The organism is Paenibacillus sp. 8b26 (assembly GCF_050626875.1).
In the GTDB taxonomy this organism is placed as follows: domain Bacteria; phylum Bacillota; class Bacilli; order Paenibacillales; family Paenibacillaceae; genus Paenibacillus.
Genome location: NZ_CP192445.1, coordinates 2,707,199 through 2,723,456, shown reverse-complemented (window position 1 = coordinate 2,723,456; position 16,258 = coordinate 2,707,199). Strand labels below are relative to the sequence as shown.

General features: G+C 47.3%; 14 protein-coding genes. 10 read left to right on the top strand and 4 right to left on the bottom strand.

Features of this window, described 5'->3' with window-relative positions; translation table 11 throughout:
* Positions 1-136: 136 nt before the first annotated feature.
* The gene (locus ACQ4MX_RS12515) at positions 137-1,837 is read left to right on the top strand and encodes a glycoside hydrolase family 13 protein (protein WP_431090923.1); all 1,701 of its coding nucleotides are present in this window, start codon (positions 137-139) and stop codon (positions 1,835-1,837) included.
* Between the two features lie 121 nt (positions 1,838-1,958).
* On the opposite strand, the gene pdaA is transcribed toward ACQ4MX_RS12515, so the two are convergent.
* Entirely contained in the window at positions 1,959-2,756 is a 798-nt protein-coding gene (gene pdaA / locus ACQ4MX_RS12510) for a delta-lactam-biosynthetic de-N-acetylase (protein WP_431090922.1), read from the bottom strand.
* A gap of 380 nt (positions 2,757-3,136) precedes the next feature.
* Between pdaA and ACQ4MX_RS12505 the strand changes: the two genes are divergently transcribed.
* From ACQ4MX_RS12505 to ACQ4MX_RS12495, 3 genes are all read left to right on the top strand, one after another.
* Positions 3,137-4,159: a methionine ABC transporter ATP-binding protein gene (locus tag ACQ4MX_RS12505; protein WP_431090921.1), complete on the top strand. Its 1,023-nt coding sequence runs from the start codon at positions 3,137-3,139 to the stop codon at positions 4,157-4,159.
* Complete coding sequence (locus ACQ4MX_RS12500; protein ID WP_431090920.1) at positions 4,156-4,821, top strand: methionine ABC transporter permease; 666 nt, start codon at positions 4,156-4,158, stop codon at positions 4,819-4,821. Before ACQ4MX_RS12505 ends, ACQ4MX_RS12500 begins: the two co-directional genes overlap by 4 nt.
* Positions 4,822-5,100: 279 nt before the next feature.
* Positions 5,101-5,535, top strand: coding sequence for a hypothetical protein (locus ACQ4MX_RS12495; protein WP_431090919.1), 435 nt, complete (start codon positions 5,101-5,103; stop codon positions 5,533-5,535).
* A 71-nt stretch (positions 5,536-5,606) separates the two neighbouring features.
* On the opposite strand, the gene ACQ4MX_RS12490 is transcribed toward ACQ4MX_RS12495, so the two are convergent.
* Positions 5,607-6,710: a WG repeat-containing protein gene (locus ACQ4MX_RS12490; protein ID WP_431090918.1), complete on the bottom strand. Its 1,104-nt coding sequence runs from the start codon at positions 6,708-6,710 to the stop codon at positions 5,607-5,609.
* Between the two features lie 350 nt (positions 6,711-7,060).
* Here ACQ4MX_RS12490 and ACQ4MX_RS12485 point away from each other — a divergent pair, with 350 nt between their 5' ends.
* Positions 7,061-7,213, top strand: coding sequence for a hypothetical protein (locus ACQ4MX_RS12485; protein WP_014279467.1), 153 nt, complete (start codon positions 7,061-7,063; stop codon positions 7,211-7,213).
* A gap of 71 nt (positions 7,214-7,284) precedes the next feature.
* Here ACQ4MX_RS12485 and ACQ4MX_RS12480 read toward each other — a convergent pair whose 3' ends face one another.
* The gene (locus ACQ4MX_RS12480) at positions 7,285-8,661 is read right to left on the bottom strand and encodes a transcriptional regulator (RefSeq protein ID WP_431090916.1); all 1,377 of its coding nucleotides are present in this window, start codon (positions 8,659-8,661) and stop codon (positions 7,285-7,287) included.
* Between the two features lie 138 nt (positions 8,662-8,799).
* Positions 8,800-10,563 (bottom strand): alpha-glycosidase, encoded by a 1,764-nt coding sequence (locus ACQ4MX_RS12475; RefSeq protein ID WP_431090915.1) that lies wholly within the window; start codon positions 10,561-10,563, stop codon positions 8,800-8,802.
* 152 nt (positions 10,564-10,715) lie between these two features.
* Here ACQ4MX_RS12475 and ACQ4MX_RS12470 point away from each other — a divergent pair, with 152 nt between their 5' ends.
* From ACQ4MX_RS12470 to ACQ4MX_RS12450, 5 genes are read left to right on the top strand one after another with little or no spacing between them, the layout of a single operon-like run.
* Positions 10,716-11,390 carry a response regulator transcription factor gene (locus ACQ4MX_RS12470; protein ID WP_431090914.1) on the top strand — a complete coding sequence of 225 codons (675 nt, stop codon included), beginning with the start codon at positions 10,716-10,718 and terminating at the stop codon, positions 11,388-11,390.
* Positions 11,390-12,820, top strand: coding sequence for a sensor histidine kinase (locus ACQ4MX_RS12465; RefSeq protein WP_431090913.1), 1,431 nt, complete (start codon positions 11,390-11,392; stop codon positions 12,818-12,820). Before ACQ4MX_RS12470 ends, ACQ4MX_RS12465 begins: the two co-directional genes overlap by 1 nt.
* A 59-nt stretch (positions 12,821-12,879) precedes the next feature.
* On the top strand, positions 12,880-13,797 hold the full coding sequence (locus ACQ4MX_RS12460; RefSeq protein WP_431090912.1) for an ABC transporter ATP-binding protein: 918 nt from the start codon (positions 12,880-12,882) through the stop codon (positions 13,795-13,797).
* Positions 13,794-14,510 (top strand): ABC transporter permease, encoded by a 717-nt coding sequence (locus tag ACQ4MX_RS12455; RefSeq protein ID WP_431090910.1) that lies wholly within the window; start codon positions 13,794-13,796, stop codon positions 14,508-14,510. Before ACQ4MX_RS12460 ends, ACQ4MX_RS12455 begins: the two co-directional genes overlap by 4 nt.
* Positions 14,510-15,238 carry an ABC transporter permease gene (locus ACQ4MX_RS12450; RefSeq protein ID WP_431090909.1) on the top strand — a complete coding sequence of 243 codons (729 nt, stop codon included), beginning with the start codon at positions 14,510-14,512 and terminating at the stop codon, positions 15,236-15,238. Before ACQ4MX_RS12455 ends, ACQ4MX_RS12450 begins: the two co-directional genes overlap by 1 nt.
* Positions 15,239-16,258: the final 1,020 nt, after the last annotated feature.

The following is a 16,258-nucleotide window of genomic DNA, read 5'->3' as shown; positions in this document are numbered from 1 at the left end:
CTTTTACAACCTGTTTTTTTAAAAATGTTTTTTCAATCTCCCTTCTCCCCATTATACAAACGATTCGCCAGCAGGTATTGCGTGTATGTTAAGAGCATATGCTATTGGATGTACAGAGAAGCTATAGGAGGGAAACATGCCTAAAAAGATATGGTGGAAGGAAGCCGTTGTGTATCAGATTTATCCGATCAGCTTTCAGGATTCGGACGGAGACGGAAAAGGAGATTTACAGGGTATTCTGTCCAGGCTGGACTATCTGAGTGAGCTGGGCATTGATGTCATCTGGATTTGCCCGGTGTACAAATCGCCCAATCATGATAACGGCTACGATATTAGCGATTATTATGCCATTATGGATGAATTCGGAACGATGGAGGATTTTGATAAACTCCTTCACAAGGCGCATGAACGAGGCATCAAAATTATGATGGATCTGGTATTAAATCATACCTCAGATGAGCATCCATGGTTTACGGAGTCACGCTCGTCCAAGCACAATCCGAAACGAGACTACTACATATGGCGAACAGGTAAAAATGGCAGATATCCAAACAATTGGGAATCGTATTTTTCCGGCTCTGTGTGGAAATATGACAAGCTTACAGACGAATATTACATGCATCTGTATTCCGAGCATCAGCCGGACCTCAACTGGAACAATGAAGAAATGGTCGCTGAACTGTACCGCATGGTGGAATGGTGGCTGAAAAAGGGAGTCGACGGCTTCCGGTTTGATGCCATTGCTCATATTGTCAAAGCCGAAGGGCTGCCGGACGCCAATAATCCCGAGAAACGGACATTGGTACGGGCCTATCAGCTTTTTTCCAATTTGGAACAGGTGCATGTGCTTCTTCGCATGCTGAATGAAAGGGTGCTGGAGCGGTATCCCTTAATGACCGTCGGTGAGACATCAGGCTTGGGCCCTGAACAGGCGCTCGATTATGTGGGGGATCAGCGACATGAACTGAATATGGTTTTCCAGTTTGAACACATGTTTATAGATGCCGAGGGACAGGGAACAGAAAAGTGGAGACCCAAGCCGTGGACACTGGTAGAGCTTAAAAAAATTATGAGCAGCTGGCAGACGGTGCTTCATCAGGAAGGCTGGAATGCGAATTATCTGAACAACCATGATCAGCCGCGCGCCCTCTCGCGATTCGGAAATGATGGACATTACCGTGTGGAGTCGGGCAAAATGCTGGCTACTTTCACGCATATGCTCGAAGGGACGCCGTACATTTATCAGGGCGAGGAAATCGGCATGACCAATATCGCATACTCGTCGATTGATGATTACCGGGACGTGGAGACGTTGAATTACTATGAACAGCAACGGAAGCTTGGCCAACCGGAAGAGCAGATTATGGCGGCCATTTGGAGAAAAAGCCGGGATAATGCGCGGACGCCCATGCAGTGGAATGGAGGGCATGCGGCCGGGTTTACCGATGGAGAGCCATGGATGAAAATCAACGATAACTACACGTACATCCACGCTGAGGCGGAAAGACATAACTCGGATTCGATTTTTCACTATTATCGTAAACTGATTGCCCTGCGTAAACAACATGAGGTGATCGTTTATGGTGAATATAAGCTGCTGTTGCCGCTGGATACCGAGTTGTATGTGTTTACCCGCACGTTGGGGAAGGAGCATGTGCTAGTCATTTTGAATTTCTTTGAGCGTGACCCGGTGTTCCACTGGCCTGAGGAGGAGGGCTATCCTGCCGCCAAAGCGGAGCTGCTTCTGTCCAACTACGTGCCGGTAAAAGGGGAGAATCTGCAAGCCTTGAAGCTCCGCCCTTATGAAGCCAGAGTGTATAAGTTAAGCTTGGAATAAGCATATGATCCCTTACCTTCCTTGATCATAAAGCAAAAAAAGCCCGATTCACACTGTCTGCTGTATGCAGGTGTGGATCGGGCTAATCATATTTAGCGATTCGTCCAATTCAGTGACTGTTTCAGTGGTAATGCTTGACCTTAAGGTCGTCCAGGCTTTTGAACTCATACCCTTGCTTGCGGGCTTCGTCAATGATAGAACCAAGCGCTTCGGCATTGTCCTTGGACACGGAATGGAGCAGAATGACCGCTCCAGGGTGGAGCTGATTCATGACCTGACGATAGGCATAGTCTGTTCCTTGCTGGATATTCGTATCCCAGTCCTTGTAAGCCACAGACCAGAATACGCTTGTATATCCCGCTTCCCGGCATGAAGCCAAGGCTTTTTCGCTAAAAATGCCGCGTGGCGGTCGGACGTATTTCATTTCTTTTTGTCCGGTCAGTTCGGCCGATGCGCTTCGTACCTTATCCAGCTCAGACCGAATCTGTGCCGAAGAAATTGTACTCATATCAGGATGGCTCCATGAATGGTTCCCGATGATATGGCCTTCGCTGGCCATACGGCGCATCAAAGCAGGCTGGTCTTTTACAAAATGCCCGGTCACAAAGAAGGCAGCCGGGACTTTTTTAGCCTTCAATACATCCAGCACTCTGGGGGTAAATCCATTCTCATAGCCGTTGTCAAAGGTGAGATACAGTTCTTTTTTGGTTGTATCCCCCAAAAAGATGCCTCCCTGTCTTTCGATCAGGTGCATAAAGCCCTCTTGCGCGATGGAAGGCAGCTCCCCTCCCTTGCTTTTTTTAAATCCAAAATGATAAGGCTGTCCGTCAACAGCCTGCGTAGCTAGTGCGGGTTGACTCGTAACTACCAACATGCCAACCATCGCAGTGCATAACCATAAGGCAAATATTCGCTTCATCTATGTTCCTCCGTTTCTCCGTCCCGTTCGGGTAAGGTGTGTATGCATATTCCATAGATTCTGCAAAACGGTTCTTTTTTATGCAATATAAATTAATGGGGAGAAGGGATGTAATTCCCTCTAATCTTAAAACCTAGTTTTTTGATGAGATATGTATGATATTATTCATAGAAGAGGAACGTAAATGATAATGTGTATTAAAAAACTCATATTGACATGAATATTAATTCCAAGTAGTATACTTTTTAAAACATACTTCATTACTCGGATTTGGATATAAGCAAAAATTGACCTGTACGTTTGTTGCTAGCGTTGGCAGAATCGCATTGACAGGTCTGGAAGACAATTAATAGAGGTCGGAACGGAAGGGGCTGCCAGTAATGATTGAACTCAAAAATGTATCCAAAACCTATGTGAGAAAAGGCTTAAGCATAGAAGCGCTAAAAAATATAAATATCAAAGTGGATAAAGGTGATATCTTTGGCTTTATTGGATTCAGCGGCGCAGGTAAAAGTACGCTGATCCGGTTGGTTAACCGTCTTGAGAAGGTCACCAGCGGGGAGGTTATTGTCGAAGGAGAGCGGTTGAATACTTATTCGACATCGGGGCTTCGGAAGGTAAGGAAGAAGATCGGAATGATTTTTCAGCATTTCAATCTGTTGGAGTCGAAAACGGTGTTCGACAATATTGCGATTCCGCTGGTGCTGCTCAAGCGCAACAAACGGGAGATTGAGCAACGGGTAAAAGAGTTGCTGGAGTTCACAGGCTTGTCCGATAAGGCGAACAGCTATCCGAGTGAGCTGTCCGGCGGACAGAAGCAGCGTGTCGGCATTGCGAGGGCGCTGGCGAGCAACCCTTCCATTCTGCTCTGTGATGAGGCCACTTCGGCGCTTGATCCGCAGACCACGCAGTCGATTCTGGATTTGCTTCGTAAAATCAACAAGGAATACAAGATCACCATTCTGATCATCACGCATGAGATGTCAGTCATTCAGCGGATTTGCAACAAGGTGGCTGTGATGGAAAAGGGTGAAATCATCGAGCAAGGCAATGTGCTGGAGGTATTCGGACAGCCACAGCACCCGACGACGCAAAGCTTTGTGCGTACGGTTATTCACGATACGGTGCCGGATAGTGTACTGCAAACGTTCGAACAGCAAGAAGCACAGCGGATTTACAAGCTGGAATTTATCGGACAGGCTGCTTCCGAGCCGGTGGTTCATGAATTGATACGGCACCATGAGGTCTATGTCAATATTTTGTTTGCCAATATGACGGAAATACAAGAGACGACCATTGGCTATATGACAATCCAGGTGCGCGGGGAGGAGCATGCTGTCCAGCAGGCTGTTGATTTTATCAAGAGTAGAGGGGTCAACATTCAGGAGGTGAAGGCCATATGATGATTACAGGAACCTCTATAACCTGGGATCAACTGTGGGAAGCTTTATATCAATCCTTGCTCATGGTCAGTATCTCGCTGTTCATTGGCGCATTAATCGGTATACCTATCGGTATTTTGCTGGTCATTACCCGTCCGGGTGGGATTTTGGAGAACAAATGGTTTTACGGTATTTTTAATCCGATTATCAACATTGTTCGTTCCTTACCGTTTATCATATTGCTGGTAGCGATCATTCCGTTGACGCGTCTGATTGTGAATACATCCATTGGAACCAGCGCGGCGATTGTACCATTGATTTTCTATATTGCGCCATATATCGGCAGACTGGTCGAGAATTCGCTGTTGGAGGTTAATCCAGGCATATTGGAGGCAGCCGACGCGATGGGAGCGACCCCTTTTCAGGTCATTCGTTACTTCTTGCTCCCCGAAGCATTCAGCTCCCTTATTCTGTCGTTAACGACAGCCGCAATCGGCTTGATTGGAGCCACTGCCATGGCAGGCGCGGTCGGTGGCGGCGGGATTGGCGATCTGGCGATATCGTATGGTTATCAGCGATTCGATACGATTGTTACGTTAATTGCCGTCGTGATTCTTGTCGTATTTGTGCAAGGTGTTCAGTCCTTGGGTAATCTATTGTCCCGTAAAGTACGCAGAGGTTGATTTTTATAATGAATTTTAGTTCTGAGCCCGCCAATATTGGCGGGTTTTTTGTCGCGGACGACTAAGTAAGGCTCGATCCTAGAAGCGGCAGCAATGATGGCAGTTTGATTCCTTAAAAGGAGATCGTTATTATATTTTGACTTGCGGTTGTTAGGGAAGGTCTGGAGTTACCTATATTAATGGGGGGGAAATGATGCTGACATCCAATGAATGTGGAGCCATTCCAATGTACAGCGACTCCATCGTATCTCTTCAATACCATTTTAGGGGGAAACAAATATGGAAAGAACCGCCAAAACCTATGCAGCAGCAATTGACTCTTTAAATGCTGAATCCAATTATTTACCTAATGGGGGTGTTACTCATTGTAACGAATTTGCACAAGATGTAATGAAGAAGATGTCGGCTGCCCTGCCTGGTGGTTTAGCTAATGAAATGGCAGATGCATTGAGTAATAAAAAAGCTCCCGGTTGGTATGCTGTCACATTCAGCGACGCTCAAAAAAGGGCCAACCTCGGTTATCCAACAATCGGTATCAAAAAAGAGACAGGTCATGGTCACGTGGTGGTGGTCAGACCTAAAGGCTCATCCATTACAGTATTGAAAGAAGTACAGGTTGCACAGGCAGGCACTTCTAATTTTAACAGTAAAACGATCAATTGGTCGTGGAAGGCGGCAGACCTGCCAGGGGTAAAATTTTATACGCACGATTAATTAGGCTGAAAGCGGCAGTAAACAACCCAAAGGCGCGGCTTTATGCTTTCCGCACCTTTGGGTTATAAGATTTACTTTGAAGGTAAGTGCTTGGTAAGGAGAAATGCAATACCCTGTTCTTTCGATGCCACGGCGTAGCCATTTGCAAAAGAGGAGGATATATTCAAATATTGAAGTTTGGTCAGCAGCTTGCCTTGGCGGTCAATGTAGCCGAACTTACCGTCAGAATTCGTTCCAACACCCACGAGGGCAATGCCTTCCTTGAAAGACTCGGCTCGGGTGTAATTCTGATAACCAATGACCAATTTTCCTTTGGGATCAATGAAACCGACTTTGCCGTTTTGATTATAAACAGCGGCCAAACCTTCGCTAAAATAACTCGCATCCGTATACCGAAAAGGAATAACGTTCTTTCCCTTTTTATTGATAAAGCCCCACTGACCTTTGGTATTTTGCACGGCAGCCAGCCCTTCGGAGAAATCGTCCCCGGATTTATATTGCAGAGGAATAACAACTTTACCCGTCGTATCCATGTACCCATACATTCCTTTACTGTTTTTAACCAGAGCCAGCCCTTCGTAAAATCCACGGGAAGTAGCATAGTGATAAGGAATAGCTAATTGTCCTTTTTTATTGATAAACCCGATTTTATCGCCTTTTGGATTGTATACCAGAGCTATGCCGTATGTGAAATGATAATCTGAACTGTATTTTTGCGTCAGACGGGTAACGGTCTTTCCTGTTCGGTCGATGAGTAAATCGCTTTTGGTATCTGCTGTTATTACGTGGGCCAAGCCTTCGGAGAAATGACCTGCATCTGTATATTGGCAAGGGATAGCCAGTTGTCCTTTCGTGTTAATGAAGCCGTACAAATTCGTTTTATTGTTTTTAACCAGCGCACGTTGCTCGTTAAAATCGCTGACAGGTGAAATATAGTCGGGGAGGGTAAAGGCCTCTTTCCCTTTCGCGTTATAGTACACGAGCGAGCCGTTGGATTGTTCCGCAAATAGCAAGCCATCATGAAAGTTCCCGTCACTTTCAGGTATAACCATATTATAATCGAGAGGTGTTTGAGAAACTTCAAGAGTTGGCGTGTTGCTAGATGCGAAGCCTGTGCTCGTCGTTGAGAATGCAGTACATAACAGTAGTAAAGCTAATGCTAACTTTATTTTCATTTCAATGCTCCTTCATGGATTCTATTTTATAGAAAATAATTCCATGGATATAGACGAACAATTTGTAAATAAGTTTCTTTATACTGTACATTAACCTGCAACCGGGATGAGGAATTCGATTTCGTGTTTATACTGCAAGGTCAAGCGCCAGGCAGGTATTCTCCACCCCACAGCCTCTTTTCTCTATGATCTGCTATCCGCCGATACAACTTCCCATACTCTAGCATATTCATATAACATATCTCTTCACAGTTGAGATCGACTCAAGGAGTGGTTTATATCCTGTAGTAAACAAAGGAATCGCAATTGAGAGATTAAAAGAAAATCACGTATTTAAGGAGGTAATTGCTTTGGGAAGAAAGAGAAGAAGCGGCTTTAAAAATAAAAAAATTTCGGTAGACGTCAGACAATCTTCTTCAGCTCAGTCTGGACAAGGTGGCAACCCCATTTCTATCAATGCTTCTGATGTCGGGGTAGTAAGAACAGATATTCAGAATAAGTAATCCGATAAAAAAGCTATGCAAACAACGCGCACCGATACACAATCGGCGCGCGTTGTTTGAGTTTAGCCTATTCAGTCATCATCTCCCTGATAAGCTACGTCCATTAATCTCTTATACTCTGCATCAGTTTCACGGGACGCAAATAATCGAGAATGCTCATAAAGCCCAATATATTTAATGATACAGGATGTATTATCGACCTCAAAGGCTTTTTCCAAACCGTCGATTAGATATTGAAAACCAATGTCAAATGCCCCTCTGCTTAAATAATAGTGAGCCAGCTCATGCAGAAAAAGTATATATAAATCTGGCGTGATCTTGTGCGTATACGTAACAATAGCTTTTTCCCGTGCAATAAAGGCTGCAATGTCTGTTTCGAACTTTTTAAGAAAATAATCCAACTTGATATCCTGCTGATTGGCGGCTCTGACGATCTTAAATAAACCCGGTATCAGCTCCGTTTGTGAAGCCTCAATGCTTTTAACATAATCCAAAATTGCGCTTACATCTCCGGTTAACATTTTATATAAAAATAGACTGGACCGTGCCCATCCTTTACATTTGTTCAGCCAGTATTGTGTTTCCTCATCGGTCTCCTTCACCCAGCTTAGATCAGTATATGCGTAAGTATATTGTAGTGCTTGCTTGTAGTTTCCTTGGGCCTCACAAATGTTCGCACGAAGATAGTTAGAATAGGCCATATAAAAGAACATTGGTCTTTGTGGACTTTTGAGTGGTTCCTGATTAACTTTATTGGGTTGGTGCATAAGAAGGTATTGAATATTAGCCTCATCGTCCATATCCTTAGCCAAGTCCTTGGCTAAATCCCATAATTTCCTTTGCATATATACATTCGCCAGTTCTCTTAATGCGTCGAGTCGGTCTATGTCGTCGAGCTGATCCAAAAGGGTAAAAACCCGGTTAGCAGCCTCCACGTTTTGTTCTTTATCGGGCCCCAGCCCAAGAATAAACAAGCGATACTGGCACAAGGCAAGTCGTTCTGAACGCTGGCCGCCCTCTCTTTTGACGATATTTTTGTAGAGAAGGGCTGCGGCGGCATGTTTGTCATGTATGAAAAAATCCTCAGCTACTTCGAACAACAGAGGAGCGTAAGTCGCGTTATCCAACCATAAATAGCTGGTTTGCTGAATGCAATCCAGCTTGTTCAGTTCTTCACATCGGTATAAAAAAGGTTTAATATTACGCCAATCGGGTACAGCTTCGACCAAATATTCCTCGATGTAATGCCCATAAAAATGGCCTGGATTCAGTCGCATACCGTATGTAACCCGATCCAGCTGCTCTACCGAGAATGGCATTTTTTTGCCCAAAATAGCATGGACTGTTACCGCTTCTATATCCGCTATTTGGCAAAATTGGGTTATGCTTAGGTCTTCTCGTGTCATGAATTGCCCCAGTTCTGTGCATATCGTGGTTGTATGTTTCAAATAGACCACCCCTTTCACAATCTGGTTGCTAAATTAGCGTTTATCTGAAAATATTATATCACCATTTTGGGAATGTTTGTATGTAGAGAGGGGCAGCCTCAAGGGATGAGACTACTCCACTTATTAAAAGGAGAGCGTCTATTCCACCCGCGTCGCAGGCGTTGCCTTCAGCACGGCGTAGCCGTAGGCTGGAAGCTCAGCGCGGAAGCCCTTCGCTCCTGCGGACCACTGGCTTTCGCCAAAAGCCAATTCCCAATCCTGCTCGGGAATGTCCAGCTCAAACACGTGGCTCTTACCGGAACGGTTAAACAGCACGAGCAGCCTCTCTTCCTCGCTGCGGCGCTCATAGGCGAGAGATGCGCCTTCCGGCTCTGCCTCCAGGAAAGTGAGGCTTCCCGCAGCACGCAGCGCCGGGTGCTCCTTACGCAGCGCAATCAGCTCGCGGTAAAAGTCGAACAGCTCGCGGTCCTGCTTGTCAGGGTCCCACTCCATGCACTTGCGGCAGCCTGGGTCGGCATCTCCATCCAGACCGATTTCATCACCGTAATAGATGCAGGGCGCGCCCATGTACGTGAATTGGAACAGAGCGGCCAGCCGCATCAGCCGCTTGTCATCGCCACACAGCGTCAGGAGGCGCGGCGTGTCGTGGCTATCCAGCAGATTGAAGGCCACTTCAGAGGCCTGCTGCGGATAGCGGGCCAGCTGCCGTCCGATGGCAAAGGCGAAGCTTTGGGCATCGGTTTCTTTTTTGACGAAAAAATCATTCACCGCGTAAGTGAACGGATAATTCATCGTCGCATCAAACTGGTCGCCCTGTAGCCATTCAGACGATTCATTCCACATTTCACCCAGAATGTACGCATCCGGGTTAGCCTGTTTGACCGTGGTGCGGAACTCCCGCCAAAAGGCGTGATCCACCTCATCTGCCACATCCAGCCGCCACCCGTCGATGCCGATCTCTTCGATCCAATATTTTGCAACATCGAGCAGGTACTTTTTCACCTCGGGATGCTCGGTGTTCAGCTTGGGCATCATCGGCTCCAGCCCAAAGGTATCGTAGGTCGGTGTATCATCAACGACTTCCAGCGGGAAGCTACGTACGTGGAACCAGTCCTTGTAAGGGGAGGATTCGCCTTTTTCCAGCACGTCCACGAACGGCTTAAAGGTACGTCCCGAATGGTTGAACACTGCATCGAACAGTACCCGGATTCCCCGATTGTGGCAGGCGGATACCAGTTTTTTTAACGTCTCCTTGTTCCCAAAATGCGGGTCCACCTCCATATAATCCTCGGTATCGTATTTATGATTGGTCGTCGCCTTGAAGACAGGCGTCATATACAGGGCGTTAATCCCCAGCTCGTTCAGGTGGTCCAGATGATCTATGATCCCCTGGAGATCGCCGCCAAAAAAATTGTCGGTTCGCGGCGTGTCCCCCCATGTCTCGGCACCTTCCGGGCTAATAGAGGGGTCACCGTTCGCAAAGCGTTCCGGGAAAATCTGATAAAAAACCGCATCCTTCACCCATGCAGGTGGTTTGAGAATATCAATTGGATTCAAAAATGGGTATTGGAACAGGCCGTCTGCATTTTGAGGTTCTTGGGTGGTAAAGTCATTCTCGTTCATCCATAGTTGTTCTTCTTCGTCTTCCAGCAAAAATCCATATTTCAGCCGGCGGTGAGTGGGCTTTACGGTACACTGGTAGTAATCAAATCTGCCGTCGGTGGCGAATTTGGACATCGGAATGAGCTGTCGGGTGCGATCCCAGTCGTATTTGTCTCCGGTTAGAGCGTGTACAGCGGTCAGGTCATTTTTCTTCACACGAAGCCGTAAAAATAGGGTTGCATCATCATAACCAAAAGCCCAATTGCGCTTCGGATGATGGTATATCGCTTCCAGCAGCATATGGTATTCCTCCTATTTTGCAAGCAGTAGAATTTGAAATCATATAGCATATGTCGTATAAGGTAGTTATTAACCTTTTTATGCGGGATTTGTACCATCAATGCTATAATGCCCATTACTATAAAAGAAAAACGATAAGTAGGTGTGCGTGAATGAAAACAAATGTGTTATACATCGAGGACGATCAGGATATCGGCGCTTGGATGCATCGGTATTTGGAAGAGCGGAATTACGCTGTGGTGTGGCTGCGCAGCGGGGATGGAGCTGTGGAAGCATCCCATACATGCCAGCTTGTGATTCTGGATGTGATGCTGCCCGGTCTGGATGGATTTACGATTGGAAAAAGGCTCAAGAAGGAGCGGCCGGAGCTTCCGATTCTTATGCTGTCCGCCCGAACCTCCATTGACGATAAGCTGCAAGGGCTGGATTTTGCCGACGATTATGTGACGAAGCCCTTTCACCCGGACGAGCTGATTGCACGTATGGAGGTTTTGCTGCGTCGATCAGGTACGGTGCCCGAGGAATCCTTGCAGTTGGGACATCTGTCAGTGTACCCTCCCGATAACCGTATTGTGAACCGTGATACCGGGGAAGAAATTGCGCTGACAGGCAAGCAATATCATATTTTTGCTTATTTGCTGCGGCATTTGGGCCAGATTATGACGAAGGAGCAAATGTATGAAGCCGTGTGGGGCGATCCGTATATCGACGGGGACAAAACCTTAATGGTCCACATTCGACATCTGCGCGAAAAGCTGGAGGTTGATCCTGCCACTCCCCGCATCATTGAGACGATCCGTGGCGTAGGCTATCGGGTGAAGGCATAATGAGCAGGACGCGCAAGAGTTGGGCGAGGTTGCGTCGCAGCTCCAGGCCAGGTCAGGGAGGTCGGTTTCGCAGTTCACTGTTGTTCCGCTATCTGGTCATTATTGTGGTTGCTATGATGCTATTGCCGATTATGTTACCTGCTACGTTAATTGTAAGCAGTGTCTTGTCTGCTTGGGTTACGGATATGAAGCCTGCAAATTCACATTATCTCTCCAGTTCACGGACCGAAGATAGCTGGCATCGTGAAGCTGTAGCCTTAAAAGGAGCCACCCCGGAGCAAATCTCAACCCATTTAAAAAAAATACAGGGAAATACGTTTCCCGATTCACAGATATTTTGGGTGGATGCAGCGGGGAAAACAAGGCTGGAGTTGCCGACACAACCAGACCTTCCAGAGCATTGGGACGCGATGCAAGCTATTACATTCATGAAACAAGCAAGCTATCAGGGGCCGTTTACTGTAGTCGCATTTATTGGTGGTGGCCAGAAGAACGCCGATCAGGGCTATATGGTATTGAAAGTTCCTCGTTCGTTTTTTGATCAGTCGCGTACGGACAATAGCATGGCACTGTACTATCTCTTTTTTATTTTACTGATACTCGCAGCATTTATATTCGTATCTCTCCTGTTTTTTGGAGGCATTCGGCACAGACTGGTGCGGCTTCAGGCAGCTATGTCGCAACGGGGAGAGGATGGGTTGCCCATTCTTGTCAGCACCGGACGGCCGGATGAAATCGGCAAGCTGGAGGAAGCGTTCAATCAGATGGTTGAGCAACTGGCCGAGAGTCGGGGACGTGAGCGCCAAGAGGAAGAATTGCGAAAAAGGCTGGTCGCCGATCTGTCACACGATATCCGGACACCGCTTACCGTCGTGCGCAGCCATCTGTACTCATTGGACGACGAAAACCTGAGTAACAGGGGAAGGCAGTCTATTACACTGATGGAAAACAAGTTAAAAGACCTCGGAAGCCTGATCGACAACCTGCTCGCCTATAATCTTCTTTCCAGCGGCAAATATACATTGAATAACGAACCGCGTGATATCCTGCGGCTGGTGCGGGAATGTGCGGCCAGCTGGTATCCGGTTTGGGAGAAGGAAGATTTGGAGGTGGATATCGACTTGCCTGAGCATAGTATCGTGTGGAAGGTCGATGAGCAGGGCTTCCGCCGTTTGCTGGACAATCTCTTTCAAAATGTAGTTCGCCATGCTGCTTCAGGCCGATATATTGGTATCCATGTAGAGGAACTTAACGGGAAAGAGGCATTAGTCATTGCGGATAAAGGACCGGGAATGGAGCAGCAATCCAGTGAAAAAGGAGTCGGGATTGGATTGGCGATTACAGAATTACTGGCCCGTGAAATGAATCTGGAGAGGGATATTGTCAGTTCATCCGCCGGGACACAAATCCGTTTCTTAAACAAAACTTAAACTAAGAGTTCCCTTGGCTTTAAACTTGGCACGTTACGATAAGTGTCGAGGTGAGGAACTTGAACGAATACATTATTGAAACGAACAGTCTCAGCAAAATATACAAAGGCCGCCCTGCGGTTAATCAGCTGGATCTGAAAATAGGGCGGGGAGATATTTACGGCTTTCTCGGTCCGAATGGAGCCGGGAAAACGACAACCATTCGCATGTTACTTGGACTCATTCGCCCGACAAGAGGAACGATCCGCATATTCGGTAAGGATATCCGCAGACATAAGCTGGATATTTTGCGTAAAGTCGGCTCGCTGGTCGAATACCCTTCGTATTACGGTCATTTGAACGCAGTGGAAAATCTGGAGGCCATTCGTCGCATTTTAAATGTGCCCAAAGAGAACATTGCGGAAGTGCTGGAAGTCGTTCGACTGACCAAGCATGCCAAACGCCCGGTCAAGGGATACTCGCTGGGGATGAAGCAACGGCTTGGTATCGCCGCCGCGCTGCTAGGCAATCCGGAATTGCTTATTTTGGACGAGCCTACAAATGGTTTGGACCCGGAGGGCATTCAGGAAATGCGCGCATTGATTCAGGCGATGCCCAAGGAACGAGGAATCACCGTGCTGGTATCCAGCCATCTGCTGAGCGAAGTGGAGCATATGGCGAATACGGTGGGAATTATCCGCGAAGGAGAACTGGTTTTCCAGAATACGATTCACAATCTCCGTCAGGAATCCGCAGGGGGCATTCGCATCGTCACGTCCGACCCGGAAACAGCCCAGCTCATTGCACGCGAGCAGGGTTATCATTCGGTGAGGGACGGGGCTGCTCTGGATTTTGAAAACATGAATGATGCGGCAGTGGCGCTACTGGTCAGAAGGCTGGTCGAAAATACGCATGCTATATACCGTGTAGAGGAACGCCGCAAATCCCTGGAGGATATGTTCATGCAGGTCGTCGGCAAAGGAGGGACTTCCCTATGATGCTGCGAGCGCTGACTGCGGATCTGCTCAAAGCGCGCAGAAAGGGTATCTGGTTTCTGGTGTTTCTAGGACCCCTTGGGCTGGTGGCGATGCAGGCACTGAATTTCGGGCTTCGTTATGATTATCTGATTCCGCGCAGCAAGGGTCATCTGTGGGAAGCCCTGATGGATAACATTGCTATTTTCGTTCCCCTTGCGCTGGTGTTAGGGGCCACGATGGTCGCTTCCATGCTGGCGAATGTGGAGCATTCGTCCAACTCCTGGAAGCAGCTATTGGCCTTGCCTATCTCCAGATTCAGTGTCTATATGGCCAAGCTGACGCTGGCTATCGGGATGCTGTGTGTATCCTGCCTGCTCCTTACCGTTGGAACATGGGGACTGGGCATGATACTTGGCTTCGGGGGAGAGCCTGCTCCAATAGGAGAATTGCTGCGGATCGGGTTTTGGCCCTTGGGAGGAACACTGCCCATGCTCGTACTGCTATTGTGGCTAACGGTCACGTTTCATAATCAGGCGCTGCCTGTAACACTGGGCATTACGCTAGGGATCGGCAGCCTGTTTGCTTCCCAGCTATCTGAATGGTTTCCGCTGGCTTGGCCGCAATTCGCATGGGTTGCGCCTCAAGCGTGGATGTTTGCGTCCATCGGCTGCGGAACGGGTGTGCTTCTCAGTCTGCTGACGGCGGCTTATTTTAGCAGAAAGGATGTGGCGTAATGTTCGGAGGATATGTACGACTGCTATCTGTCGAACGTTTGAAAATAGCCAAGTCACCCGTCTGGTTGCTCGCGCTCGTCAGCCCGGCGATTGCCGTCCTGATCGGACTGCTGTCGAACCCCGGAGGGAATTGGCTGGCATTGTTATCTAGCATGCTTTCAGTGCATGCGCTGCTGTTCATGCCGATGCTGACCGCCGTATTTGCATCCATGGTCTGCCGATTCGAGCATGGGGGCGGCGGCTGGAAGCAACTGCTGTCGTTGCCATTATCCCGCACCAGTCTCTACGCAGCCAAGCTGACGATGATTATGGCTTTGGTGGGGCTGACTCAACTATTGTTCGGGGGAGCGCTGCTGGGTGTTGGAGCTGTGCGAGACATGAATGGGCCGATCCCTTGGTCAGTCATCGCCCAAAGTCTGCTCGCAGGCTGGGTAGCCTGTCTGCCGCTGGCTGCGTTACAGCTAATGGTGTCTTTCCTGTGGTCCAGCTTTGCCGCGCCGCTCGCCTTGAACTTTGTTTTCACAGTGCCCAATATTCTGGTCGCCAACTCACAGACCTATGGACCGTTTTATCCGTGGGTACAGCCTGTGCTGGCGATGATGCCTACCGGAAGAGACCGCTTCGGGGCTTTCATCGTACCAGCCGATACGCTGATTACGGTTGTCCTGGGTAGCTTTGTTGTGTTTGGGATTGCGGGCCTGACGGTATTCCGTCGTAAAGAAATATAGGACGGAATATGAGGATTCAGCTCTATCTGTTTTTTCAAGGGCTCTATTAAAACAAATGACCCTCTTATGGGTCATTTGTTTTAAAGTTATCATTCTTCTGGGTCACATTTCAGCATGGGTACATAAAGATCAGTCAACTTCTAGCTCGGGAAGTTATTCTAAATGCGGCATAGGTCATCAGGGCATAAATAATACCGTACATCGCCCATGCGTCCAGGTTAGATTTAAAGGTAGCAATATTTGTTGTGATAAACAGGAGGGGAAGTAAAAGAGCTACACCTACAGCCAGTAGAACCCTCGAATGAAGAATTGCGCACATAATTCCAATTATAATGGCGATTAGAGGGCAGATGAGCAGAGTGGGGACAAGGGGGTTCAGTTGGTGAAAAACTAAATAAATCATAATTACACCTCGCTTTGAAGGAGTGTGGCAACTTCGTAGCTAATTTGTGCCAAAAAAACGAACCATTATTTTGCCCCACTGGATAATATGCTTGCTCCTGAGACTTATGATTTGGAACTCTCCATTCCCGTCTATGTATAGTACATAAGCTTTATTCATTGAGAAAAATAGATATTCTCACTACTTTTGACAAAAGAGGTGCCGATTGCTCTGTCCTGGTCGTACTTTGAGGGACCAAAAAGAGAGTGAATTATTCCTAATTTATCCAGGCAATAATGCCGATTTTGTCGCTCAGAGGAATATAGTAGTTGCCAGACAATTTGGTAGAATAATAGAGGGCACGACCATCTTCTAGTTTCTGCACACCTATAATATCTCCAGTCGGGTTGTAGCTTACAAGATCAGCACCTTCCTTCATTGCGTCAGAGTAGATGGCCACAAAGCCTTTTTCAGCGGTATTCAGTTTTATACTTTTTGAGAGGGCACTCATAGATTGATTAGAATTTTCGGATGATTTATTTTCTCCACAGCTTTTAGAATGAAGAAAGTGTATTTGATAAGTGGAGTTTTTTTGAAGTATACATCGCGCCGGATTGATAAAATACGATAATACATTT